Source organism: Pseudomonas flexibilis, assembly GCF_000806415.1.
Taxonomy (GTDB): domain Bacteria; phylum Pseudomonadota; class Gammaproteobacteria; order Pseudomonadales; family Pseudomonadaceae; genus Serpens; species Serpens flexibilis.
In genome coordinates this window covers 37,182-60,314 of record NZ_JTAK01000011.1, presented here as the reverse complement: position 1 = coordinate 60,314, position 23,133 = coordinate 37,182, and the positions used below count along the sequence as shown (strand labels likewise).

Here is a 23,133-nt window from a genome sequence, read left to right as displayed (position 1 = left end):
GACGATCCGATAGCAAACCCGCAGAATGCCGAAGGTCATCGCCCGCATCGCGTGCCGTTCAACCTGATCCTTATTCCGGCCACCATGCAGTTATTCAGTCATTCTTCCCATAGCGAGTCGATTCCATGCGCATGCGCCTGATGTTGCTCGGCGGCGGCAGCGCGCTGGGGCAATCGCTGATCGCCAAGGGCGCCGAGGAAGACATCGGCTTTCTCGCCCCGCGCCCTCCGGGTGCCAGCTGGGATGCCGCCAGCCTAACCCAGTTGCTCGACGATACCCGCCCCGACGCGGTGGTGAACCTGGCCTTCTATTACGACTGGTTCCAGAACAGCAAAGTGGACGAATCACGGCTGGCCGCGCAAAAGGAAACCGTCGAACGTCTGGCAGAGCTTTGCCAGTACCACGGCATCATCCTGCTGCAGCCGTCCAGTTATCGTGTCTTCGACGGTGCCCGGGTGACCGCCTATGGCGAAGCGGACGAGCCGCAGCCACTCGGCCCCCTGGGCCAGGCCTTGCTGGACATGGAGCAGGTGGTACGCGCGCTGTGCCCGCGCCATGTGATCCTGCGCACCGGCTGGATCCTCGACGACAGTCGCGATGGCGTGCTCGGTCGCTTCCTGCGCCGCCTGGAAACCGGCGAACCGCTGGAGCTGGCCGATGACCGACGCGGCAATCCCTGCCCGGTGGACGACGTGGCGCGGGTGATCCTGGCGATCCTCAAGCAGCTCGACTGCGCCGCGCCGCTCTGGGGCACCTACCACTACGGCGCCCAGGAGGCCACCACCGTGCTGGCGCTGGGGCAGTGCATGGTCGCCGAGGCGCGCAACCTGCGCACCCTGCCGCCGGCCGAGATCATCCCGCTGGCCCACGCGGCCTGCGCCGACGCAGCGGCGGAGCCCCAGCATGGGGTACTGGCCTGCAAGAAGATCCTCAACACCTATGGCGTCAAGCCACGCGCCTGGCGGGCGGGCCTGCCGGCGCTGCTGGACCGCTATTTCCGCCACGGGGCGAGCTGAACGGATTTCTGCGAAGTCTCGGGGCTGGCGTTACGCCGGCCAGCGAAGCGGACTCCCACCGCGGGGTATCGCTCCTGCCCTCGCGGGCACCACGACTCTGTAGAGCGGTGTGGTGTGTAACGATCCATAAACGAGAACGCCCCGCTGGGCGGGGCGTTCTCAGGTGGCAAGTGGCTTAGAACTTGTAGCCCAGGCCGACCATGTAGACCATCGGGTCGACATCGACGTCGACATTCAGGCGACCGACGCCGGCCAGGGTGGTCTTGCCGGTGGTGTCGATATCGATGTAGCGCACCTGGGCGTTGATCATCAGGTTATCGCTCAGCATGAAGTCCGCGCCGACCTGGTAAGCCAGGCCCCAGGAGCTGTCGAGGGACAGGTTTTGGAAGCCCTTGGTCTTGGCGCTGCTGGTGACTTCCTCGTCGAAGAACACGGTGTAGTTGATACCCACGCCGAGGTAGGGCTGGAAGGCGGAATTGCTGTTCATGGGATAGACCACGGCGCTCAGGGTCGGCGGCAGGTGGCTGATTTCGGCCAGCTCGCCGTTGAGCGCATCCAGGCCGGCCGGCGAACCAGCCACCCCGACGGTGTGGGTGAAGGGCGTGGCGGCCAGCAGTTCGATACCCACCTTGTCGGAGACCATGTAGGCGAAGTTCAGGCCCAGCTGGGTATTGCTGTCCAGGGTTGCTTTGCCGCCGAGGTCGGCCGCGCCCAGTTTGATCCCGCTGCTCTCTTCTCGCGGATCCACGGTCACCGCACCGGCGCGAACGATGATGTCACCGGCCTTGTGGGCGTGAGCGAGCGGAGCAGCAATGGCCAGGGCCAGGGCGGAAGCGGCGAACAGAGTCTTGCGCATGGGGTAACTCCATGGATTGTCGTGTTTAGTGGCAACCATGGTGCGCCTGGGGTTTTTCGCGATTTTTGATCTGGCGCAATAGTCGGTGTGTCGTACCTGCGACAGCTTGTCCCTGCTATCAATGTGCCTTTCTGTGGGGGAGGGGGGGGCTACAGGTCCCCTTCCTCATAGGCATAGATCTTCTGCGCCTGAATGCGATACCCCGCTTCGGCCAATTCGCTGCTGACGGCCTCCACCTGCATGGGACCCTCGATCCAGAACGGCTGCCAGAGTTCCTGGATCGGAACGCCCAGCTCGCTGACCGCATGCACGATCTGGTTGGAGGGCGGCGGTGGCACATGGATGCAGGCGCCATAGAACGGTACCAGCAGGAACTCGGTAACGCGCCCGCGCTCGTTCATGTCCAGCGGCACGATATAGCCCGGCAGGCGCACCCGCTGGCCATCCAGCGCCTGCACCACCGGCTGACCGGTGGCCTGGGGCATGCTGGTGGTCGCCTCGGCTTCGCCCATCAGCACATCGCCCAGCTCGGCCAGGTCGTGCATCGGCAGTTCGGGGAAGACCGGTGGCGGCGCGTCGGCCGGTACCAGATCGTTCCAGCCCAGTACCCGTACCTGGGCTGCCTGCAGCGGCAGGGAAACCACGAACAGCAGGACAAGCAGGCGACGCAGCATGGAGAACCTCATAGTCGGATCGACAGGCCATCGGCCAGTGACTGGCGATAGGCGCGCCAGGCTGGCAGGGCGCCCATCAGCAGGGCGGTGGCGAAGATAGCGCCCAGCAGTCCCCATTCATAGACGCCGGGTGGCGTGAGCGGCAGGTACAGGCCGAAATGGCTCTGCAACGGTGGCTGTGCCAGGAACAGGCCGAGGTAAAGCAGTGCCAGCCCGAGCAGGATGCCGGCTAGGGTCAGAGCGCCGGCCTCCATTACCAGCAGGCCGGCGATATGCCACGGCCGCGCGCCCACAGAGCGCAGGATGGCCATTTCCCGGCGCCGCTCGTTGAGGCTGGAGAGAATGGCGGTGAGCATACCGACCAGGCCGATCAGCACCACGAACAGCGACACCACGAACAGTGCCTGCTCGGCAACGCCCATCAGGCTCCACAGTTCCTGCAAGGCGACGCCGGGCAGGATCGCCAGCAGCGGTTCGCCGCCGTACTGGTTGATCTCCCGCTGCAGGGCGAAGGTGCTCACCCGGCTGTGCAGGCCGACCAGGAAAGCGGTGATCTGCCTGGGCTGCAAATCGAGCTGGCGCGCCTGCTCGGCACTCACGCGTCCGGCGCCGCGCGCCGGCATGCCGTTCCTCCAGTCCACGTGCAGGGCTTCGATGCCCTGCAGCGGCACGTGCAGGGTGCGGTCCACCGGTGTGCCGGTGCGTTTGAGAATCCCAACAATGCGAAACGGTTTGTCGTCATGGTGGGTGAGACTCACCCGGGCCACGCCATGGGCCAGCACGATCTCCTGATCCAGCCGATAGCCGAGGCTGCTGGCCACTTCCGCACCCAGTACCACTTCGAAAGGCTCGCTGCCGAACGGCCGTCCTTCGGCTAGTTGCAGGGCCTGCTGCCGGCCGTGCCGGAAGTGCTCGAAATAGGCCTCGCTGGTGCCCAGCACGCGGAAGCCCCGGTGCGAGTCGCCCAGCGACAAGGGGATCGCCCATTTCACCCGGGGATGCTCGGCAAAGTGCTGGAAGCTTTCCCAGCGGATGTTGTTGGTGGCGTTGCCGATGCGGAACACCGAATAGAGCAGCAGGTTCACCGCCCCGGAGCGCGCGCCGACGATCAGGTCGGTGCCACTTACAGTGCTGGCGAAGCTGGCGCGCACTTCGTGCCGGGTGCGCTCCACGGTGAGCAGCAGGCAGACCGACAGGCCAATGGCAAACACGGTCAGCAGCACGGTGGAGCGGCGGTTGGCCAGGCTGGCCAGGGCCAGGCGAAGCAGAGGCATATCAGACTCCCGTGCGGGGTGCGGCGCGGTTCAGGTCCGCCAGTGACAGGGCGCGATCGAACAGCGGCGCCAGGCTCTGGTCGTGGCTGACGAACAGCAGGCTGGACCCGGCCGCCTGGCACTCGGCGAACAGCAGGCGCAGGAACGCCTCGCGACTGTCCGCATCCAGGGCCGAGGTGGGCTCGTCGGCGATCACCAGCTCGGGCTGGCCGATCAGCGCGCGGGCGGCGGCGACCCGCTGTTGCTGGCCAATGGATAACGACGACGCCGGCTGCTGACGCAGCTCGGCAGGCAGTCCCAGATCACCCAGCAGGCGCTCGATCGCAGCGGCGACGCTGCCGTGTCGCTCATGGGCTCGGCGCTGGCGCAGGCCAGAAAAACGGCAGGGCAGGGCGACGTTCTCCGCGACCGACAGAAAGGGCAGCAGATTGAACTGCTGGAAGACATAGCCGGTGTGATCGACCCGGAAGCGATCCCGGGCGGCTGATCCGAGGCTGGCCAGGTCTTGCCCCAGCAGTCGCACTTGGCCACGCCCAGGCAACTGCACGCCGCCGAGCAGGCCGAGCAGAGTGGTCTTGCCGCTGCCGGACGGGCCTCGCAGGAACAGGCTTTCGCCGCGAGAAAGCTGGAAAACGGGGATGTCCAGCAGCTCCGGCTGGCCGGGCCAGGCGAAGCCCAGCTGGACAATGTCGAGCAAGGGATCGGTCGTCACGTTCAGAACTGCAGTATCGGATTGCGAGCGTTCAGGGTCTGGCCTTTCTGCCCGCGGGGGCCGATCAGTTGAACGTCCAGTTCATGCAGTCCCGGGTACTGACGGAACAGATTACGCAGGTCAATCGAGCGCAGGGCCTGGGGCTTGGCGCAGGTGAACTGGTAATAGGCATGGATGTCATGGTGATCGTCGGCAGGCTCGGCTTCGGAGGCTTCGTCATGCAGGGCCAGGTGGTCCTCGTCGCCGGCGGCCACGCCGAACAGCTCGCTGCTTACGGCCTCCCGCTCGAGCGCGCAACCGGCCTCGGGGGCTAGCATAAAGACCTTTTCCGGCTGGGTCAGAAAGTCCCGCACCGCGTTCAGGCGTGCCTGTTCACGTGCATTGGCGGGGGCTCGCTCGAAGCCCGCCAGGTTCATGGCTGGACTGTGCAGTTGCAACTCCAGCAGCTTGCCCTCCAGCGCGACATCCAGCTGCGCTTCGCCATGAACATGCGCGTCCAGGCTGTCGTGCTCGTGGCTGCGATGTTCGTTCGCCAGGGTGGCGCCGCTCAGCAGCAGGGCGAAGGTAAACAGAAGGTAATGCATGAAACCTCCCAGAACGGAATGTGCAGACGATGCCAGCACTGCTGGCGTTTACGGAATTCTTGTTACCTTATAACCAATTTCCCGCTGTGCTGACCACCGCTTCGCAGGTCGCGTTTGAAGCACGGCTGACATTCAAGGACACAGGCATGATTCGAGTACGCGGTCGCATCGGCGACCTCCCCGTGGAGCTGGAGATCGAACTGGGCAGCGAGGATTGGCAGAACCTGCGTGACGCCGCTGCGCAAACCGCTCCGAGCACCGCGCCGAAGCCGGTCGTCGACGCTTGGGATGGGCACTGGGAGGGAGCCCGTGCGCTGTTACGCCAAGCCGGGGAGCTCTCCGGGCCGCAGTTGCTGGATCAACTGGCCGCGCTTGCCGGCAGCCCCCAGGCCGGCAAGCGGCTGCTGGTGCGTTTGCGCCACTGCGCCCAGGTGAAAGTCGAACCGGTGGGCGGTGCGCCTCTTTATCGCTGGGTCGGCTGAGGCGCGGTGTGGCGTTGGTGGTACCGCGCGTCATGGCTGCAGCCCCTTCCGAATCGCCCAGCGCCTCAGTACAGCGCCTGATACAAGCGGCGGCGGTACTGGGTCACCAGCGGGTGATCGCTGCCCAGCAGGTCGAATACCTGCAACAGGGTCTTGTGCGGCAGGCCATCGGCATAGTGTCGGCTGCGCATGAACAACGTCAGCAATCCGTCGAGCGCCGGCTCGTACTGCTGGCGGGCCAGTTGCTGGACGGCCAGTTGGTAGGCCGCCTCGTCGTCGCTGGCATCCCGTGCCAGGCGTGACTTGAGCAAGGCGACCTCCGGCAGGTCGGCTGCCTGGCGCAGGAAGGTCAGCTGGGCGCGGGCGCCGGCCAGGGCCTGCTTGTGGTCGTCGCCGGCCGGGACGGCGTTGAGCACCGTCTCGGCCTCGCCCAGCTCGCCGCGCTCGGCCAGGCAGCGGGCATACAGGATCAGCGCCGGTGCGTTCTGATTGTCCTCGCTAAGCAGTTGCTTGAGCAGCGCTTCCGCTTCGCCGATGCGGCCCTCGGCAAAGGCCGCCCGGGCGCTGTCCAGCAGATCGGCCTCGGGAGCGGCCGGCAGCTGCACGTGGGGCTCGAGCATGGCACGGATGGCCGATTCCGGCTGCGCGCCGGCGAAACCGTCCACCGGCTGTCCGTCCTTGAACAGCACCACGGTCGGCAGGCTGCGAATGCCCAGGCGCATCACCACGCCCTGTTCGATATCGCAATTCACCTTGGCCAGCAGCAGCTCGCCCTGGTAGTCCTCGGCGATCTTCGCCAGCACCGGCATCAGCGCCTTGCAGGGCGAACACCATTCGGCCCAGAAGTCCACCAGCACCGGTTTGTGAAAGGAGTTCTCGATTACCAGTTGTTCGAAGCTGGCATCGGTGGCATCGAAGATGTACGGAGTCGCGCTCATGGGCTCTCTCGGGGGATGTTCGTTGGGTGGAATGGTAAGACGGCCCGCCGCCGGCGGAAAGCCAGCCGCTTATCCAGACGAACGGTTTGAAGGCATTCGATCGGGCGGCGCGACATTTGCTTACCGTGCCGGTCTTGACAGATTCCCGTAGACCGCTTCTAGCCGGCATTCGGGAATAAAGGCAAAATAATGGCACCCTGCCGAACGGAATCTGCCAACGCCGGGGCAGGGATTATCAACGGGGGAGGAAAACCATGTTTCGTAAAGTAGTGCTGGCTTCGGCCATTGCGCTGGCGGCTACGCCTGCGCAGGCAAAGTTGTTTGATGTCACTTTGTCTTGGAATAACAACGGCACGCTCGTCACGGAGAACTTCAGTTTCAACGATGCCGAGGAGGCCATCGATGTCGTCGACATCGATTTCATTATCGACAAGTGGGGTCAGAGCGGCTTCAACGAGACTACTGACACCGCCATCGCCGACATCAAGTTCCGCGGCGTGCCCATTCAACTGACCTACCAGCAAGGCAACAAGCTGATCCTGGACATTCCCAGCCTGGGGATCTACCAGGAATTCACTGACGACCCGCAAGGCGACGATGCCCTCGACCAACTCAAGGACTTTCTGGTCGAGAAAGGCGAGAACGAGATTCTCACCCAGATCAACAAGGCCGCCGCCGCATCCACCAGTTTCGACCCGGTTGCCGGTAACCCCAGCAGCCTGATGTCGACCATGGTCGACAACATCTATTTCCTGACCAACAGCTCGATCACCGGCACCGATCGCCAGAATATCGACAACCAGTGGGATATCGGCCTGCGCCAAAGCAGCTACACCACCCTGGATAACCAGGACGTGGTCAACTATCAACTGCCGCTGGCCTACACCTTCAAGCTGGATTGGTTCCCCGGCCACCGTCTGCAGTTCCGCCTGCCGATGAGCTACACCACCATCAACGAAGATGCCAAGAGCTACAGCCTGCAGCTGGGCTTCGGCTGGACCATTCCGCTGATCGATGGCCTGGAGATTACGCCGGCCATTGACTACGGCGTCGCCGGTTCCGCTGAAATCCTCAGCGTGGGCGTGCTGCGTGCGTTGTCGCTGACCACCCGCTACGACTTCTCGTTGTTCGGCCAGGAATTCACCCTGAGCAACAGCATGGCGAAGATCGACAGTGAGCGCCTCGAATACGAGGACGACGACGATGTAGATCCGGTGACCTACGCGATCGATTACGACCTGAGCAACAAGGCCATGACCAACGGGCTGGCCTGGCACATCGCCCTGCCGTGGAAGCTGGCGACCCAGGTGTTCGTGCGCGACACCCGCTACTCGGGCGATGCGCTCTATTCCGAACAGGTAAGGGAATACGGCGTCAACTTCGGCTGGTCGGCCTGGGCTTCCACCAACACCCAGTTCTTCGTGGGTGCCAGCTATCAGAGCCACGACAAGGAAGAGTTCGATGGCGCACGGATGAACGTCGGCCTGACCTTCTAAGCCGAACGTGCGCTGCATGAAAAGGCCCCGCTCAATGCGGGGCGTTTTCGTTGCGCTGGGCGTGATACAGATTCACGTGTCGGAATTCCGCCGGCTCCGCCAGGTCCGGCCAGGTGCAGGCGTCCTCCTGGCCGAGGTGGCGATACAGCGGATGCTGGAAATCCTTTACCCGCGAGTCGGCCACCAGTGCCTCTTGCCCACGGCTGAGAAAGGCGTCGAGCAGCGGCAGGTTGGCGCGGTCGTACAGCACGTCGGCGACGATGATCAGATCAAAGCGGTCTTCCTCGGCGAAGAAGTCCGCCGAATAGCCGAGCGTCACGCCGTTGAGTTCGGCGTTGGCGCGGCAGGACTCCAGGGCAACCGGATCCAGGTCGCAAGCCACCACCTCGGCGGCGCCAGCCTTGGCCGCGGCGATCGCCGCCACGCCGGAACCGGCACCGAAATCCAGCACCCGCTTGCCGCATACCCACTCCGGGCGCTCGGCCAGCCAGCGCGCCAGCACCAGGCCGCTGGCCCAGCAGAAGCACCAGTAGGGCGGCTCTTCCAGGATGCGCCGGGTTTCCTCGGGGCTGAAGGCGCGCTCCATATTGGCCGGGTCGATCAGCCACAGGGACAGGTCCGTGCCGGGTAGCCGCGTGGCGGTCAGGCGGGCATCCCCCAGCAGGGAATCGAGGGCGGTTTGCAGGGAGGCGGGCGGCAGCATGGCAACGGCGTTCGGTGATAAAAGGCGCGCCTGTATAGCGCAAAGCCGGGCAATTTGTCTCGCCCGGGCTATCGAGTACCATGGCCGCACTTTCAAGCCATACGGGCGCTTCCCATGCACTGTCCCTTCTGTGGTGCGCACGACACCAAGGTTATTGACTCGCGTCTGGTCGCCGAGGGCGACCAGGTGCGCCGCCGGCGCGAATGCCTGGCCTGCGGTGATCGCTTCACCACCTTCGAGACTGCCGAACTGGTGCTGCCGCGGATCATCAAGCAGGACGGCAGCCGTCAGCCGTTCGACGAGGAAAAGCTGCGCGCCGGCATGCAGCGCGCGCTGGAAAAGCGCCCGGTAAGCGTGGAGCGCCTGGAAGAATCCATTGCCCATATCAAGCACAAGCTGCGTGCCAGCGGCGAGCGCGAGGTCAAGGCGTTGATGGTGGGTGAACTGGTGATGGACGAGCTGCGCAAGCTCGACGAGATCGCCTATATCCGCTTCGCCTCGGTATACCGCCGTTTCCAGGACCTCAACGAATTCCGCGAGGAAATTGAGCGCCTGTCCCGCGAGCCGGCCCGGCAATGAACGATCAGGGTTATATGGCACGGGCCCTGGAGCTCGCGCGGCAGGGCCTGTATTCCACCCACCCCAATCCCCGGGTCGGCTGCGTCATCGTGCGTGACGGCCAGATCGTCGGCGAAGGTTGGCACGTGCGTGCCGGCGAACCGCACGCTGAGGTGCATGCCCTGCGCCAGGCGGGCGAGCTGGCGCGTGGCGCCACCGCCTATGTGACGCTGGAGCCCTGCAGCCATTTCGGCCGCACCCCGCCTTGCGCCGAAGCATTGGTCCAGGCCGGTGTTGCCCGGGTGGTGGCCGCCATGCAGGATCCCAATCCGCAAGTGGCAGGGCGTGGCCTGGAGCGGCTGCGCAGCGTGGGCATCGAGGTCTGCTCCGGCGTGCTCGAAGCGGAAGCCCGCGAGCTGAACGTGGGCTTTATCAAGCGCATGGAAAGCGGCCTGCCCCATGTGCGGGTGAAACTGGCCATGAGCCTGGACGGCCGTACCGCCATGGCCAGCGGCGAAAGCCAGTGGATCACCGGGCCGGCGGCGCGCGCTGCCGTGCAGCGGCTGCGCGCGCGCTCCAGTGTGGTGATCACCGGCGCCGATACCGTATTGATGGACGCTGCGCGGTTGACCGTGCGCAGCGACGAGCTGGGCGTTTCGCCCGAGCAGGCCGCGCTGGCGCTGGGTCGCCCACCGCTGCGCGTGCTGGTGGATGGCCGGGGCCGCGTGCCGCTGTCGGCGCCGTTCTTCCAGGCGGGTCCGGCGCTGGTGGTCACCGCGCTGGATACCCCGGTGGATTACGTCGCGGCTGGGCATGAGTGCCTGGCGTTGCCGGGCGAGGGCGAACACGTGGACCTGGCGGCGTTGCTGCGCACGCTCGCTGGGCGCGGTGCCAACGAGGTGCTGATCGAGGCCGGTCCGCGTCTGGCGGGCGCCTTCGCACAACAGGGCCTGGTGGACGAGTTCCAGATCTTCATGGCCGGCAAGTTCCTCGGTTCCAGCGCGCGGCCCTTGCTGGACTGGCCGCTGCAGCGCATGGCCGAGGTGCCGGAGCTGCGCATTCGCGAGATCCGCGCCGTGGGCGATGACTGGCGAATCATCGCGGTACCTGCGTAGGGCGGTCAGCGCTTTATCTGGCCGCCGCCGGCGGTGCACCCAACCCCCATGGTGGCCAACGCGGCGCGTTGACCACCCTACGGACTGACACGACCCTCGCAAAGCCCCTACTCCCCCTGTGGCTGCATGCCGCAGCCATTTGTGGTAAAAACGCCGGCGGATCGGCCCTCCGATCCAACGTTCTCAGGGCGGGGTGAAATTCCCCACCGGCGGTGATGGCCTGAATGGCCCAAGCCCGCGAGCGCCCGCCTTCGGCGGGGTCAGCAGATCCGGTGTGATTCCGGAGCCGACGGTAAGAGTCCGGATGAGAGAGAGCGGGACGCCTCGACGCGTGCGGTCCGTGCGCGCGTCCGTTTCCCCTTCGATCAGCAGCGCCCTGTTTTTCCACGAAAACAGGAGTTCGTTCCATGCAGTGCGTTCTTTGCTCCGGCCGGGAGGCGACATGTTCACCGGCATAATCGAAGCCATCGGCACTATCCAGAGCATCACCCCCAAGGGTGGCGACGTCCGTGTCTATGTGAAGACCGGCAAGCTCGATCTGGGCGACGTCAAGCTCGGCGACAGCATTGCCGTCAACGGCGTGTGCCTGACCGCCGTGCAGCTCCCCGGCGACGGATTCTGGGCCGACGTCAGTCGCGAGACCCTGGCCCGCACCGGCTTTGCCGACCTAAAATCCGGCAGTCGGGTCAATCTGGAAAAGGCCCTGACGCCTACCAGCCGCCTGGGTGGCCACCTGGTCAGCGGCCACGTCGACGGCGTGGGCGAGATCATCAGCCGCGAAGACAACGCCCGCGCCGTGCAATTTCGCATCCGCGCGCCGCGCGAGCTGGCCAAGTACATCGCCCTCAAGGGCTCGATCACCGTGGACGGCACCAGCCTGACGGTGAACGGCGTCGACGGCGCCGACTTCGAGCTGACCATCGTGCCGCACACCCTGGCCGAGACCATCATGGCCGACTACCGCGCCGGTCGCCGCGTGAACCTGGAAGTGGACCTGCTGGCCCGTTACCTGGAACGCCTGCTGCTGGGTGACAAGGCTGCCGAGCCGACCAGCACCGGCATCACCGAAAGCTTTCTGGCCGCGCACGGCTACCTGACCAAGTAAGGAGCGGGCCCGATGGCTCTCAACACGATCGAAGAAATCATTGCCGACATCCGCGCGGGCAAGATGGTCATCCTCATGGATGACGAAGACCGCGAAAACGAAGGCGACATCATCATGGCCGCCGAGTGCTGCCAGGCTGAACACATCAACTTCATGGCCCGCCATGCCCGCGGCCTGATCTGCATGCCGATGAGCAAGGAGCGCTGCGAGCGCCTGAACCTGCCGCTGATGGCGCCGCGCAACGGCTCGGGCTTCGGCACCAAGTTCACCGTCTCCATCGAGGCGGCTGAAGGCGTGACCACCGGCATCTCTGCCGCCGACCGCGCACGCACCGTGCAGGTCGCCGCCGCCCGCGAGGCCAAGGCCGAGGACATCGTCAGCCCCGGGCACATCTTCCCGCTGATGGCGCAGCCTGGCGGCGTGCTGGCGCGTGCCGGGCATACCGAGGCGGCCACCGACCTGGCGCGCCTGGCCGGCTTCGATGCCAGCGGCGTGATCTGCGAGATCATGAATGACGACGGCACCATGGCCCGCCGTCCGGAACTCGAAGTGTTCGCCGAACAGCATGGCCTGAAGATCGGCACCATCGCCGACCTGATCCACTACCGCATGATCCACGAGCGCACCGTGGAGCGGATTTCCGAACAGCCGCTGGACACCGAGCTGGGCCAGTTCAAGCTGGTCACCTACCGCGACAGCGTGGAAAACGACGTGCACATGGCGCTGATCATGGGTGACATCACTCCGGAAGTGCCGACGCTGGTGCGCGTGCACAACATGGAGCCGCTGCGCGACCTGTTGCAGGTCAAGGTGCCCGGCCGCTGGAGCCTGCGTGCGGCCATGGCCGAGGTGGCCAGCGCCGGCAAGGGCGTGGTGCTGCTGCTCGGCAAGCCGTTCAGCGGCCAGGAGCTGCTGGCGCAGCTCAACCGCACCCAGGCGCCGACTCCGGCGATGTACAGCACCGTCGGTGCCGGCTCGCAGATCCTGCGCGATCTGGGCGTTCGTCAGATGCGCCTGATGAGTGCGCCGATGAAGTTCAACGCGATATCCGGTTTCGACCTGGAAGTTGTAGAATACGTCGCCGCAGAATGATGCTCAGGGCGCCGCAGGATCGCGGCGCCTTTGTTCTTTTTCGAAAGAGACCCTTTTCATGACCCTCAAGACCATCGAAGGCACCTTCGTTGCACCCCAGGGCAAGTTCGCCCTCGTGGTAGGCCGTTTCAACAGCTTCGTCGTCGAAAGCCTGGTAAGCGGCGCCATCGACACCCTGGTTCGCCACGGCGTGAGCGAAGACAACATCACCATCATCCGCGCCCCGGGCGCCTTCGAACTGCCGCTGGTGGCCCAGAAGGTCGCTCAGCGTGACGAATTCGCGGCCATCATCGCCCTTGGCGCGGTGATCCGTGGCGGCACCCCGCACTTCGAGTACGTGGCCGGCGAATGCACCAAGGGCCTGGCCCAGGTGTCCATGGAATACGGTGTGCCGGTCGCCTTCGGCGTGCTGACCGTCGATTCCATCGAGCAGGCCATCGAGCGCTCCGGCACCAAGGCGGGCAACAAGGGCGGCGAAGCAGCCCTGTCCGCACTGGAAATGGTCAGCCTGCTGACCGCCCTGGAGGTCAAGTGAGCCTGCACCACGACGACAGTCAGGACGCCCCGCAGCCGGCCGGCAAGCCGACCAAGGGTGGCGCGCGCCGCGCGGCGCGCGCCCTGGGCATGCAGGCCCTCTACCAGTGGCACATGGCGCGCCAGGCTCCGCACGAGATCGAAGCCCAGTTCCGCGTCGACAACGCCTTCGTCGGCGTCGACGGTGCCTATTTCCATGAACTGCTCAACGGCGTGCTCAGCAACCGTGGCGAGATCGACGAGCTGATCGCGCCTTGCCTGGACCGTCCCATGGACGACCTGGACCCGGTGGAGCTGGCCATCCTGCGCCTGTCCACCTATGAGCTGAAGCAGCGCCTCGACGTGCCCTACCGCGTGGTGATCAACGAGGGCATCGAGCTGGCCAAGACCTTCGGCGCCACCGACGGCCACAAGTTCGTCAACGGGGTGCTCGACAAGCTGGCGCCGAAGCTGCGCAGCGCCGAGCTGCGGGCCGGCAAACGCTGATCCGTGGGTGAGTTCGAGCTGATCCGCCGCTTCTTCGCCACTGCGCCCTGTGCGCAAGGTGGCGAAGGCGTGGCACTGGGCATCGGCGACGACTGTGCCCTGCTCGAACTGCCGCCCGGCGAACAACTGGCGGTGTCCACCGACACCCTGGTGGCCGGCAGCCATTTTCCCCTGCAACACGATCCCTTCCTGCTCGGCCAGCGCGCCCTGGCGGTTTCCACCAGCGACCTGGCCGCCATGGGCGCCACGCCCATCGGCTTCACCCTCGCCCTGACCCTGCCGGACGCCGACGAAACCTGGTTGCGGCGCTTCGCCGACGGCCTGCAGCGCATGGCCGCGCAGTGCAGGATGACCCTGCTGGGCGGCGATACCACGCGCGGCCCGCTGACCCTCGGCATGACGGTGTTCGGCCGCGTGCCCAAGGGGCTGGCCCTGACCCGTGCGGGCGCTCGCCCGGGCGATCTGCTGTGCGTCGGTGGCAGCCTGGGGGACGGCGCGGGCGCCTTGCCGCTGGTGCTGGGCGAGCGGCCGGCCGACGGCGAGGCGGCGGAGTACCTGCTGGCGCGCTACTGGCAGCCACAGCCGCAACTGGCCCTCGGCCAGGCGCTGCGCGGCCGCGCCACGGCGGCACTGGACATCTCCGATGGCCTGCTGGCCGATTGCGGGCATATCGCCCAGGCTTCCGGCGTGGCGCTGTGCATCGAACGGGCCCGCCTGCCGTTGTCGGCCGCCCTGCACGAGCGGTTGCCTGCGGACGAGGCGCTGCGCTGTGCGCTGTCCGGCGGCGACGATTACCGGCTGGCGTTCACCCTGCCGGCGAGCGAACGGGCTGCCTTGCAGACCGAGTTCCCGGAGATGGCCGTCATCGGTCGCGTCGAAGCGGGCGAGGGCGTGCACCTCTACGATGAGCAGGGACGCGAGTTGGCCCTCGCTGCCCGTGGCTACCAACATTTTGGATGATCCCGTGACCGAACATTCCGCCCCCGTGCCGCCGTCGGTATGGCGCAACCCCTGGCACTTCCTGGCCTTCGGCTTCGGCTCCGGTACCCTGCCCAAGGCGCCGGGCACCTGGGGTTCGCTGGTGGCGCTGCCGTTCGTGCCGCTCTGGCAGATGCTGCCGGACTGGGGCTACTGGCTGATGCTCGGCGTCACCATGCTGTTCGGCGTCTGGCTGTGCGGCAAGGTGGCCAACGACCTGCGCGTGCACGACCACGAAGGCATCGTCTGGGACGAGATGGTCGGCATGTGGATCACCCTCTGGCTGGTGCCGGAGGGCTGGTACTGGCTGCTCGCCGGCTTCCTGATGTTCCGCCTGTTCGACATCCTCAAGCCCTGGCCGATCCGCTGGATCGACCGCCAGGTGCACGGCGGCGTCGGCATCATGCTCGACGACGTGCTGGCCGGCGTGTTCGCCTGGCTGGGCATGCAGGGGCTGGTCTGGCTGGTGGGCTGAACGCCGCGGCGGGAGCGGACTTGCCAGCGAGCTTTTCGCGGCGTGTCTAACAGCTCGCGAATGAATTCGCTCCCACGGCACGAGTCGTAGGGTGGCTCGCGCTTCACCGAGCCACCAAGCGGGCCGTTAGGCACGCCGTTCCGGCGCGACGGCGGCCAGGACAACGCTGTCCGCCCTACGAAGCTCGCACAGGACTAGGCCCACTCCTTGCCCAGCCCCAGCCGATTCATCAGCTCCAGCAATCGGGGATCAGCCGCCACTCGCTCCCGCATCTGCAGCCGCAGCGACTCGCTGGATTCGCGGTCGAGAATCACGGCCTGGTAGTGATCCTCCACGCTCTGGATGCCGTTGTCCTTCAGCAGCGCCTGGTAGGTACTCTGCAGCAGCTGGGAGTATTCGGTGCGCTCGGCGGACGAGGCCGCCGCAACCTGGGGATAGCGCTCATCCAACCAATTGGCGCTTGCCCCCAGGGTATTGGGCGCCTCGATATAGCTGCCGGCCATCCAGGCAGGCAACTGGTACATCTCTAGCGGATGATCAGGTGTTTGCGCCGCCTTGGCTGCCCGCAGACCGGCATCGGACAGCGTGACGCGATCAGCCGGGCGATTGGACGCTTGGGGCGTGGCTTCGGTTGGTGTTTGCGTCGCTCTGGCAGCGCTGGGAGTGAAGGCTTGGATGGGTGAAGCCGAGGGCGAGGCAATTTGCATGCTGGATCTCCATTTCGCAGGGTTGCTAATGCACAACGAGGATTTAGCAGCATGCATGCCAATTCCACGCAACCCTTGTGGGCTGTGGCCGCGGCCAGTGAATGGGTAACGATTCGCAGACAACGCTTGCCGACTCCGGCTGACGATTGCCGCCTGCGCTGTGACCCATCCCCGCGTCCCCGTGCATGAAGCTGGCTATCCTGCCCATCCTTTTCCGATGCCGCGCAGGGAGTGCCGATGTTCCGTTTCCTTCCGTTCGCCAGCCTGATGCTGGCTGCCTCGCTCGCCCAAGCCGCGCCGGGTCACGTGCAGGTGGTCGGTCTGTTTCCCAATGCCGCCGTGCTGACGGTGGACGGCGAGCGCAAGCTGGTGCGGGTCGGCGAGACCGGTCCTGGCGGGGTGGTGCTGGTGGCCGCTGATGCGCAGGGCGCGTTGCTGCGCATTGATGGTCATACGCGGCGTGTCGAGCTGGGTCGCGAGCAGTCCGCCGGCTTCAGCGCGCCGACCCGTCAGCAGGTCAGCATCGCCCGGGGCGAGGGTGGCCATTACCGGGTGATCGGCGCGGTGAACGGCGTTTCGCTGCCGCTGCTGGTGGACACCGGCGCCACCAGTCTAGCGATCAATGAGCAGCAGGCGCGACGCCTTGGCCTGGATTATCAGAAGGGCACACCGATGCGGGCCAACACCGCCAACGGCGTGGTGAATGGCTGGCGCGTGCACCTGGACCGGGTCAACGTCGGCGGCCTGGAAGTGCCCGGCGTGGAGGCCGTGGTGCTGCAGGGCAACGCGCTCAACCAGGCGCTGTTGGGCATGAGCTTCCTCAACCGTGTGCGCTGGCGTGAGGAGCACGGCGTGCTGGTGCTGGAGTCGCGTCTGTAGCGGCCGGGCGTCGCCCGCAAGCCGCTTGACTGGGGTTATAATCCCGGCCTTTCCTTTTCTGGAGCGCCTCCGGTGTCCGTCGTTTTCGTCGCCGCTTCCAAACTGCCCACCCCCTTTGGCGAATTCACCATGCACGGTTTCCTCGACGAGGCCACCGGCAAGGAGCACGTGGCGCTGACCATGGGCAGCTTCGAGGACGGCGCCCCGGTGCTCGGTCGCGTGCACTCCGAGTGTCTGACCGGCGATGCGCTGTTCAGCCAGCGCTGCGACTGCGGCTACCAACTGGAAGCGGCACTGCAGGCCATCGCCAAGGAAGGGCGCGGCGTGCTGCTTTACCTGCGCCAGGAAGGCCGTGGCATCGGCCTGCTGAACAAGATCCGCGCCTATCACCTGCAGGACGGCGGCGCCGACACCGTGGAAGCCAACGAGCGCCTGGGCTTTGCCGCCGACCAGCGCGAATACAGCATCTGCCTGCCGATGCTCGACCACCTGGGCATCCATTCGCTCAAGCTGATGACCAATAACCCGCGCAAGGTGAATGCGCTGGAAGGCTTCGGCATCCGCATTGCCGAGCGCAAGCCGCTGCTCACCGGCCTCAACCCGCACAACCGCAACTACCTGCGCACCAAGGCCGGCAAGCTCGGCCACATGCTCGGCAACCTGCATCAGGACGAGTCGGACACCTGATGGAGCGCATGACACGGCATCGACGGCTCAATCGTGTGTGGTGGCTTATGTTGCTGGCCGCTGTGCTGCCCTGGCTGCTGCTGGTCAACGTGCCGGAAGTGGCGCAGTTGCCGCCGATGACGCTGTTCGTCATCGGCCTGTGCGGTCTGCTGCCGACCCTGAAGATCTTCCCGCACTTCAAGCGTGCGCTCTGGGCGCTCAAACCGCCGTTCGATGCGGCGCTGGAAGACCAGCGCTGGGCCGTCCTGGCCCGCGCGCAGCGCAACGGCATGCTGTGGGCCAGCCTGCCGGCCTGGCAGGCCGCGCTGGCCAGTCCGCTGGGCCTGGAAGGCGTGGCGGGCCTGCTGCTGGTGACCGGCAGCGCGCTGTTTTCCCTCGTCTACCGCATCCCGCGTCAGGTGCTCCTGCCGTAGCTCTTGCTGGCGAAGTAGCGCTCCGCGAAGCCGCGGCGCTGGTTCACCACCAGCGTCAGCACGAAGAAGAAGTTGCACATCAGGTTGCACATGCGCGGCAGAATCAGGGGCACCTCGATGCCTTCCTGATCGACCCTCACCAGCGCGCGAATCGCCTTCTTCGCCGCCGAGCGCGCCTGGTGCAGCTGCGGCACCGGCGGCAGGCCGCGCGGCAGCACGAAGCCCTTCAGTCGTTCCGCCACTTCCTCCCGGTAATGGGCCAGGCGCGCGCTCAGCCAGGCGATATCCGCCTCCTCGACGGCCAGCCGGCCACGCACCGAGCCGTTGACGTGAAAGGCCAGCGGTTGCAGCTGCTCCAGGTCGGCGCGCAGGTCGGGCATGTCGTCCGGCAGGTAGGCCAGCGCGCCGCCGATCAGTGCGCACAGCTCGTCGGTGACCACCTCGAAGTCGCACAGGTACGAGGTGTCCTGGATGAACGGGTAGCAGACCTCGTCGAGGTTCTTGCTCAGTTTCAGCACCATGGCGAACTCACTTGGGCAGGATGATCGGCGGCTGGGCGTCGAGGTCCACATGCACCTCGACCTGGAAGGCGGCCGCCACATGGGCCTCGGTCAGCACTTCCCGAGGGGTGCCGAAGGCCAGCAACTGCCCCTCGGCCAGCAGGCAGAGCTTGTCGCAGTAGCGCGCGGCCAGGCCCAGATCATGGATCGACAGCACCACCGCGCGGTCCTGGCGAGCATGCTCGCGCAGCAGCTCCATCACCTTGCGCTGATGCAGCAGGTCCAGACTGGCCACCGGCTCGTCGGCCAGCAGCAGCACCGGCTGGCCGGCCAGCACACGGGCCAGCCACACGCGGGCCTGCTCGCCCCCGGACAGCTGCGCCACCTTGCGCCGCCGCCAGGGCAGCACGCCGGTGCGCGCCATCGCCGACTCGATCAGCGCGGTGTCCTCGTCGCCCCACGGCAAACGGCCGAGCGCCACCACGTCCTCGACGCACAGCGACCAGGCACTGTGATGACTCTGCGGCAGAAAACCGATGCGCTGGGCGCGCTGCTTCGGCCCCAGGCGGCGGGCATCGAAACCGAAGTAGTCCAGCGTGCCGGTGTAGGGCTGCACGCCCGCCAGGGCGTTGAGCAGCGTGGACTTGCCGGCGCCGTTGGGACCGATCACGCCCAGCATCTCGCCAGGCGCCAGGGCCAGGCGCAGCGGCTGCAGGCGGCCGGGCACGGCCAGCCGGTCGAGGCGAATCAGATCCATTGCTTGCGTTCCTTCCACACCAGCCAGATGAACAGCGGCGCGCCGATCAGCGCGGTCAGCACGCCCAGCTTCAGTTCGCGGCCCGGCGGCAGCAGGCGCACCGCCATGTCGGCCAGACAGACGAGACTGGCGCCGGCCAGCGCCGAGGGAATCAGCAGACGGTCCGGGCGATGGCGCACCAGCGGACGTACCAGGTGCGGGACCAGCAGGCCGACAAAGCCGATGCCGCCGGCGACCGCCACCGAGGCGCCGACCAGCAGCGCGCAACCCAGCACGATCAGCCGGCTGCCGCGCTTGTGGGCCAGGCCCAGGCTCTGCGCCACCTGCTCGCCGAGGCTCAGCCCGAGCAGCAGGCGGCGCTGGCTCCAGATCAGCCCGAAGCCGATTAGCAGCGCCGGGCCGAGCAATAGCAGATGCTCCAGGCCGCGCTCGGACACCGAGCCCAGCAGCCAGAACACCAGCTCCTGCATGGCATAGGGATTGGGCGCGAAGTTGAGCACCGCCGCCAGCAGCGCGCCGCTCAGCGTGCTGATCGCCAGACCGGCGAGCAGCACCATGCCGGCGCCACTGGAACCGGCCAGCGCCAGCATCAGCACCAGCGCGATGGCCGCGCCGCACAGGCCGGCCAGCGCCGGGGCGAAGGCGCCGGCCCACGGCAGCAGACCGAAATAGAACACCGTGGCCGCGCCCAGCGCCGCACCCTGGCTGGCGCCGGTCAGCCCCGGATCGGCCAGCGGGTTGCGCAGCAGGCCCTGCAGCGCCCCACCGGCCAGCCCCAGTGCGGCGCCCACCGCCAGCGCCAGCAGCGTGCGTGGCAAACGGATCTCGCCGATCACGATGGCGTCCGCGCCGTTGCCGCCGCTCAGCCAGTCGAGCAGGCCGGTGATGACCGACACCTGCGTCGAGCCCAGGCCCAGCGACAGCAGCGCCAGGCCCAGCGCCAGCAGGGCGAGCAGGGGAGTGATCAGTCGAGCCATCGGTGCAGTTGTCCTATCAGTTCCCAGGTCCAGGGGCCGGGGCATTGCCAGCGCCAGTAATCGGTAGTGAGCCAGCGGTCGGCGGGTACCGCGTGCTTGAGCGCCGGGTGTTCGGCGAACTGGTTGGCCAGCGCCTGGTGTTCCGGCGCGGCCCAGAGGATCGCGTCCGGTGGGTCGGCCACCACCAGCTCCAGGTCCAGGCGCTGGTAGCCCTCGGCGGTCAGGTAGTTGCGCCAGCCGGCGCGTTCGAGGATTTCGTGTTCCAGCGTGCCGCGCCCGGTGCCGATGCCGTTGGCGCCGAGCAGCAGCAGACGCTGCGGGCGAGCCGGCGCCGGCAGCGCCGCGGGTGGCGCACTGGCCAGGGTTTCGGGTAGCTGAACGGCGCGCAGGAACTGCCGCTCATAGGCCGCCACCTGCGCCAGCGTCGTCGGCAGCGGCAGCACCTCCACCGACAGGCCGAGCGCCTGCAGCCGCTGGCGCAACAGGGTATTGGTGAACTGCCCGACCACTACCCGGTCCGGTTGCAGCGCGTAGATCTGTTCGAGGCTGCCGTCGTGGGTCGGCCACTGCGGGCCGATCCAGGCGATGGGGTAGCGCTGCTGCATGGGCGACAGGGCCAGCACCCGGTCAGGCGGGAGGTAATGGACGACCATCCAGTCCAGGCACAGGTCGAGGGAGAGGACACGCTGCGGCGCGTCGCCCGCCTGTGCCGGCAGGGCAAGCGACAGGAGCAGGGGCAGGAACAGGGCTCGCAGCAAGAAATACCGCCTCGTCGAATCAGGGGGACGCACCGCATCGGCGGCGCCCGCGGAATATGGCGGGTTGCCGGCGTGCCGGCAACCGCTAGGGGGTTACAGGGAGGGAGTCCAGGTAAAAGCCAGCTGCGCGGAGCGACCATCTTCCTGATAGGGGACTCCGAAGTTGGTGGTGGTGTAGTACGCCTTGTCCAAGAGGTTATCGACCTTTACCGCCACCTCCAGCTCAGGATGCGCCTGCCAGCGGGCGCGCAGTCCCAGCAAGCCATAGCCCGGGATAACGGTGGTGTTTGCCGGGTCGAAATAGGTCCGGCCGGAGGCGCTCCAGCTGGCGCCTACCGCAAACTGACCGAAGTGGCGATCGATGTCCCAGCTCAGCGTCTTCCGGGCGCGGTTGACCAAGTCGTTGCCGGTCGCACGGTCCTCGGCGTTCAGCAGGCTCAGACTGAGGTGGTTCTGCCAGCCCAGCAGGTCTGCCGACACCGTGACTTCGATGCCGTCGATGCGGGCCTCGTCCAGGTTGGCCGGCGGCCAACCGTTGATGGCGTCTTCCAGTTCGGTGCGATAGGCAGCTGCCTCGATATCCACCTGCGGGCTGACCAGGCCGGTCCAGCGCAGTTCGTAGGTTCGCGAGGTTTCCGGCTGTAGGTCCGGGTTGCCGCCGGAGCATCCCCAGCCGGGATAACAGTTCACTGGGTAGTAAAGGTCGCTGAGCAGCGGAGCCCGGAAGCCTTCCGCATACGATAGCGTGACCTGGTGCCGGTCATTCAGGGGCAATTTGAATGCGGCGTTCCACGAGTTCTCAGTGCCGAACTGCTGGTTGTCATCGTGGCGCACGCCCACTTCGGTGCCGAAATTCTCGCCGTTGTAGCTGTGCTGGAGGAAGGCGGCTGCGTTGTAGCGGGAGTCTTCCGTGTAGCGTCCGGAGTTGTGGATATGGTCGCGGTACCAGTCGAGGCCGACCTGTAGGCGCTGTGCATCGCTCAGGGACAGGCTGTTTGTCCAGTTCAGGCTTTCGCGCTCGGTTTCGTTGAAGCTGTCGGTCACCGCCGCCCTGTCGAGGTTGTGCATTTCGCCTTCCGAGTAACCCAGTTCCAGGCGTGTACTCCAGAGTTGAGTCAACTGGTGGCTGAGGTAGGCGGAATAGAAGCTGTTCTTGACCTCGTCGTAGGGGAACTGGCTCCAGCCGAAGCCATCGTATTCGTACTCACTATCCGTGTGGCTGATGTTCAGCCCGGCCTCGGTCTGCGAGCTGAAACGATGATTGAGATTCAGGGCAATCGAGGAGTTTTCAAACCCGTCGTTGTCGGCATCCGTTCCGGTGCGCAGGCTGGAGCGGCTGAAGCCATTGCTCTGCTCGTGGTTAAGGCTCAGGTTGAAGCGGGTGGCGTTGTTGCCGCCGGACAGGCCTAGGGATTGCTCCCATGTGTCGTGGCTGCCGTAGGCAACCCGAACGCGCGGAGACAGGCCGGGTCCTTCGGCTCGGCGGGTAAAGATCTGGATGACACCGCCGATGGCATCGGAACCGTAGATGGCTGAGCGCGGGCCGCGCAGGATTTCGACCCGTTCAATTTGATCCACGCTCAGAGTGTTCAGTGGAGCACCGCCGAGGTTGGTGTCGTTGGCGCGCTGGCCGTCGATCAGCACCAGTGTCTGTGCCGTCTTGGTGCCGCGGACGAACACCCCAACGGTTGAGCCGCGTCCGCCGTTCTGCATGACCTGCACGCCTGGGGTGCGGCGCAGAAGATCGGGCACAGTGCTCGGCTGCAGGCGTTCGATGTCATCGCGGGTAAACACGGTTACGGCGCTGTAGGTGTCGCCCTTGCTTTCGGCGGTACGCGAGGCCGTTACCACCACCTCCGGCAGCTTCAGCTGTTCATCGAAGCGTGGGGTTTCATTGGCGGCGAATGCCGCAGGGGAGGCCAGGGCAATCGCCAGGGCCAGGCGGGACAGTTTCATCAGAAGAATTCCTCAAAAGATCAATGCTTTTGAGGAGGGCAGGAACACAAGCGCGGCATACGGGAGACAGCGCTTGACGGTGCCGCCCTCCGCAACACCAGTCGCTTCCTGTCGGCCGGTCTCCGGACTCATGACCCTGACGACTCCGCCTTCCCGGGAAAATTCCCAGTGGCTGTTGGAGTCGCCGCCCGAGGGGCGGTCATTCACCGTTGCGGGGGCAGTGCCGGGATGGCTCCAAAGAGCGCCACCGGCTTCCCGTTTAACGCAAAAACGCTTGCGCACCGACAAGAAAAACGCGCGCACCATAACGGGCGGGGGGCGTGGAGGCAATGACCGGGGTTAAGAATGGCCTGGCGCCTGCGGGTGGCGGCGTCCGATGCGCGGCGCCGCTTTTGTGCTTGTGGGAGCGAATTCATTCGCG

27 protein-coding genes and 2 riboswitches are annotated in these 23,133 nt (G+C 66.2%); of the genes, 14 read left to right on the top strand and 13 right to left on the bottom strand.

Features of this window, described 5'->3' with window-relative positions; all coding sequences use genetic code 11:
- Positions 1-125 precede the first annotated feature (125 nt).
- The gene (locus PT85_RS17140) at positions 126-1,016 is read left to right on the top strand and encodes a sugar nucleotide-binding protein (protein WP_039560185.1); all 891 of its coding nucleotides are present in this window, start codon (positions 126-128) and stop codon (positions 1,014-1,016) included.
- Between the two features lie 175 nt (positions 1,017-1,191).
- Here PT85_RS17140 and PT85_RS17135 read toward each other — a convergent pair whose 3' ends face one another.
- The 5 genes from PT85_RS17135 to PT85_RS17115 form a co-directional block, all read right to left on the bottom strand.
- Positions 1,192-1,872 carry an OmpW family outer membrane protein gene (locus PT85_RS17135; protein WP_039560184.1) on the bottom strand — a complete coding sequence of 227 codons (681 nt, stop codon included), beginning with the start codon at positions 1,870-1,872 and terminating at the stop codon, positions 1,192-1,194.
- 149 nt (positions 1,873-2,021) lie between these two features.
- Positions 2,022-2,546, bottom strand: coding sequence for a DUF3299 domain-containing protein (locus PT85_RS17130; RefSeq protein WP_039607330.1), 525 nt, complete (start codon positions 2,544-2,546; stop codon positions 2,022-2,024).
- Positions 2,547-2,554: 8 nt separating this feature from the next.
- Complete coding sequence (locus tag PT85_RS17125; protein WP_027590533.1) at positions 2,555-3,820, bottom strand: ABC transporter permease; 1,266 nt, start codon at positions 3,818-3,820, stop codon at positions 2,555-2,557.
- Position 3,821: 1 nt separating this feature from the next.
- Positions 3,822-4,517, bottom strand: coding sequence for an ATP-binding cassette domain-containing protein (locus tag PT85_RS17120; RefSeq protein ID WP_139182073.1), 696 nt, complete (start codon positions 4,515-4,517; stop codon positions 3,822-3,824).
- 17 nt (positions 4,518-4,534) lie between these two features.
- Positions 4,535-5,116: a DUF2796 domain-containing protein gene (locus tag PT85_RS17115; protein ID WP_039607329.1), complete on the bottom strand. Its 582-nt coding sequence runs from the start codon at positions 5,114-5,116 to the stop codon at positions 4,535-4,537.
- A 146-nt stretch (positions 5,117-5,262) separates the two neighbouring features.
- On the opposite strand from PT85_RS17115, the gene PT85_RS17110 reads away from it, so the two are divergent.
- Positions 5,263-5,598: a hypothetical protein gene (locus tag PT85_RS17110; RefSeq protein WP_039560195.1), complete on the top strand. Its 336-nt coding sequence runs from the start codon at positions 5,263-5,265 to the stop codon at positions 5,596-5,598.
- Between the two features lie 65 nt (positions 5,599-5,663).
- Here the strand turns inward: PT85_RS17110 and trxA are convergent, their stop codons facing one another.
- The gene (gene trxA / locus PT85_RS17105) at positions 5,664-6,536 is read right to left on the bottom strand and encodes a thioredoxin (RefSeq protein ID WP_027590537.1); all 873 of its coding nucleotides are present in this window, start codon (positions 6,534-6,536) and stop codon (positions 5,664-5,666) included.
- 254 nt (positions 6,537-6,790) lie between these two features.
- Here trxA and PT85_RS17100 point away from each other — a divergent pair, with 254 nt between their 5' ends.
- Positions 6,791-8,032: a hypothetical protein gene (locus PT85_RS17100; RefSeq protein WP_039560180.1), complete on the top strand. Its 1,242-nt coding sequence runs from the start codon at positions 6,791-6,793 to the stop codon at positions 8,030-8,032.
- Positions 8,033-8,063: 31 nt separating this feature from the next.
- Here PT85_RS17100 and PT85_RS17095 read toward each other — a convergent pair whose 3' ends face one another.
- The gene (locus PT85_RS17095; protein ID WP_039607328.1) at positions 8,064-8,735 is read right to left on the bottom strand and encodes a class I SAM-dependent methyltransferase; all 672 of its coding nucleotides are present in this window, start codon (positions 8,733-8,735) and stop codon (positions 8,064-8,066) included.
- A 114-nt stretch (positions 8,736-8,849) separates the two neighbouring features.
- Here PT85_RS17095 and nrdR point away from each other — a divergent pair, with 114 nt between their 5' ends.
- From nrdR to PT85_RS17055, 8 genes are all read left to right on the top strand, one after another.
- A complete protein-coding gene (gene nrdR, locus PT85_RS17090; protein WP_027590540.1) occupies positions 8,850-9,314 on the top strand; it encodes a transcriptional regulator NrdR in 465 nt (154 codons plus the stop codon).
- A complete protein-coding gene (gene ribD, locus PT85_RS17085; RefSeq protein ID WP_074467551.1) occupies positions 9,311-10,408 on the top strand; it encodes a bifunctional diaminohydroxyphosphoribosylaminopyrimidine deaminase/5-amino-6-(5-phosphoribosylamino)uracil reductase RibD in 1,098 nt (365 codons plus the stop codon). The genes nrdR and ribD overlap by 4 nt, the downstream gene beginning before the upstream one ends.
- A 175-nt stretch (positions 10,409-10,583) precedes the next feature.
- Positions 10,584-10,728: riboswitch (FMN riboswitch) on the top strand.
- A gap of 122 nt (positions 10,729-10,850) precedes the next feature.
- Positions 10,851-11,513, top strand: coding sequence for a riboflavin synthase (locus PT85_RS17080; protein ID WP_039607327.1), 663 nt, complete (start codon positions 10,851-10,853; stop codon positions 11,511-11,513).
- A 12-nt stretch (positions 11,514-11,525) separates the two neighbouring features.
- A complete protein-coding gene (gene ribBA, locus PT85_RS17075; protein WP_027591634.1) occupies positions 11,526-12,605 on the top strand; it encodes a bifunctional 3,4-dihydroxy-2-butanone-4-phosphate synthase/GTP cyclohydrolase II in 1,080 nt (359 codons plus the stop codon).
- Between the two features lie 58 nt (positions 12,606-12,663).
- Positions 12,664-13,140: a 6,7-dimethyl-8-ribityllumazine synthase gene (gene ribH / locus PT85_RS17070; RefSeq protein ID WP_027591635.1), complete on the top strand. Its 477-nt coding sequence runs from the start codon at positions 12,664-12,666 to the stop codon at positions 13,138-13,140.
- Complete coding sequence (gene nusB / locus PT85_RS17065) at positions 13,137-13,625, top strand: transcription antitermination factor NusB (RefSeq protein ID WP_039560175.1); 489 nt, start codon at positions 13,137-13,139, stop codon at positions 13,623-13,625. The genes ribH and nusB overlap by 4 nt, the downstream gene beginning before the upstream one ends.
- 3 nt (positions 13,626-13,628) lie before the next feature.
- Positions 13,629-14,585 (top strand): thiamine-phosphate kinase, encoded by a 957-nt coding sequence (gene thiL, locus PT85_RS17060; protein ID WP_039607326.1) that lies wholly within the window; start codon positions 13,629-13,631, stop codon positions 14,583-14,585.
- Between the two features lie 4 nt (positions 14,586-14,589).
- A complete protein-coding gene (locus PT85_RS17055) occupies positions 14,590-15,078 on the top strand; it encodes a phosphatidylglycerophosphatase A family protein (protein ID WP_234702724.1) in 489 nt (162 codons plus the stop codon).
- A 194-nt stretch (positions 15,079-15,272) separates the two neighbouring features.
- Here PT85_RS17055 and PT85_RS18100 read toward each other — a convergent pair whose 3' ends face one another.
- On the bottom strand, positions 15,273-15,785 hold the full coding sequence (locus PT85_RS18100) for a hypothetical protein (RefSeq protein ID WP_139182072.1): 513 nt from the start codon (positions 15,783-15,785) through the stop codon (positions 15,273-15,275).
- Positions 15,786-16,022: 237 nt separating this feature from the next.
- On the opposite strand from PT85_RS18100, the gene PT85_RS17045 reads away from it, so the two are divergent.
- The 3 genes from PT85_RS17045 to PT85_RS17035 all read left to right on the top strand — a co-directional run bounded on the left by PT85_RS17045 (position 16,023) and on the right by PT85_RS17035 (position 17,764).
- The gene (locus PT85_RS17045; protein ID WP_039560171.1) at positions 16,023-16,664 is read left to right on the top strand and encodes a retropepsin-like aspartic protease family protein; all 642 of its coding nucleotides are present in this window, start codon (positions 16,023-16,025) and stop codon (positions 16,662-16,664) included.
- 72 nt (positions 16,665-16,736) lie between these two features.
- Positions 16,737-17,351 (top strand): GTP cyclohydrolase II, encoded by a 615-nt coding sequence (gene ribA / locus PT85_RS17040; RefSeq protein ID WP_027591597.1) that lies wholly within the window; start codon positions 16,737-16,739, stop codon positions 17,349-17,351.
- A gap of 47 nt (positions 17,352-17,398) precedes the next feature.
- A complete protein-coding gene (locus PT85_RS17035; protein ID WP_052237734.1) occupies positions 17,399-17,764 on the top strand; it encodes a hypothetical protein in 366 nt (121 codons plus the stop codon).
- Here PT85_RS17035 and PT85_RS17030 read toward each other — a convergent pair.
- The 5 genes from PT85_RS17030 to PT85_RS17010 all read right to left on the bottom strand — a co-directional run bounded on the left by PT85_RS17030 (position 17,746) and on the right by PT85_RS17010 (position 22,712).
- The gene (locus PT85_RS17030) at positions 17,746-18,285 is read right to left on the bottom strand and encodes a hypothetical protein (protein ID WP_039607323.1); all 540 of its coding nucleotides are present in this window, start codon (positions 18,283-18,285) and stop codon (positions 17,746-17,748) included. The two genes, PT85_RS17035 and PT85_RS17030, sit on opposite strands and share 19 nt — an antisense overlap.
- A gap of 7 nt (positions 18,286-18,292) precedes the next feature.
- On the bottom strand, positions 18,293-19,021 hold the full coding sequence (locus tag PT85_RS17025; protein ID WP_039607322.1) for an ABC transporter ATP-binding protein: 729 nt from the start codon (positions 19,019-19,021) through the stop codon (positions 18,293-18,295).
- A complete protein-coding gene (locus tag PT85_RS17020; RefSeq protein WP_039607321.1) occupies positions 19,012-19,998 on the bottom strand; it encodes a FecCD family ABC transporter permease in 987 nt (328 codons plus the stop codon). Before PT85_RS17020 ends, PT85_RS17025 begins: the two co-directional genes overlap by 10 nt.
- On the bottom strand, positions 19,986-20,756 hold the full coding sequence (locus PT85_RS17015; RefSeq protein WP_039607320.1) for a substrate-binding domain-containing protein: 771 nt from the start codon (positions 20,754-20,756) through the stop codon (positions 19,986-19,988). Before PT85_RS17015 ends, PT85_RS17020 begins: the two co-directional genes overlap by 13 nt.
- A 93-nt stretch (positions 20,757-20,849) precedes the next feature.
- A complete protein-coding gene (locus PT85_RS17010) occupies positions 20,850-22,712 on the bottom strand; it encodes a TonB-dependent receptor domain-containing protein (protein ID WP_039607319.1) in 1,863 nt (620 codons plus the stop codon).
- A 96-nt stretch (positions 22,713-22,808) separates the two neighbouring features.
- Positions 22,809-23,013: riboswitch (cobalamin riboswitch) on the bottom strand.
- Positions 23,014-23,133 lie beyond the last annotated feature (120 nt).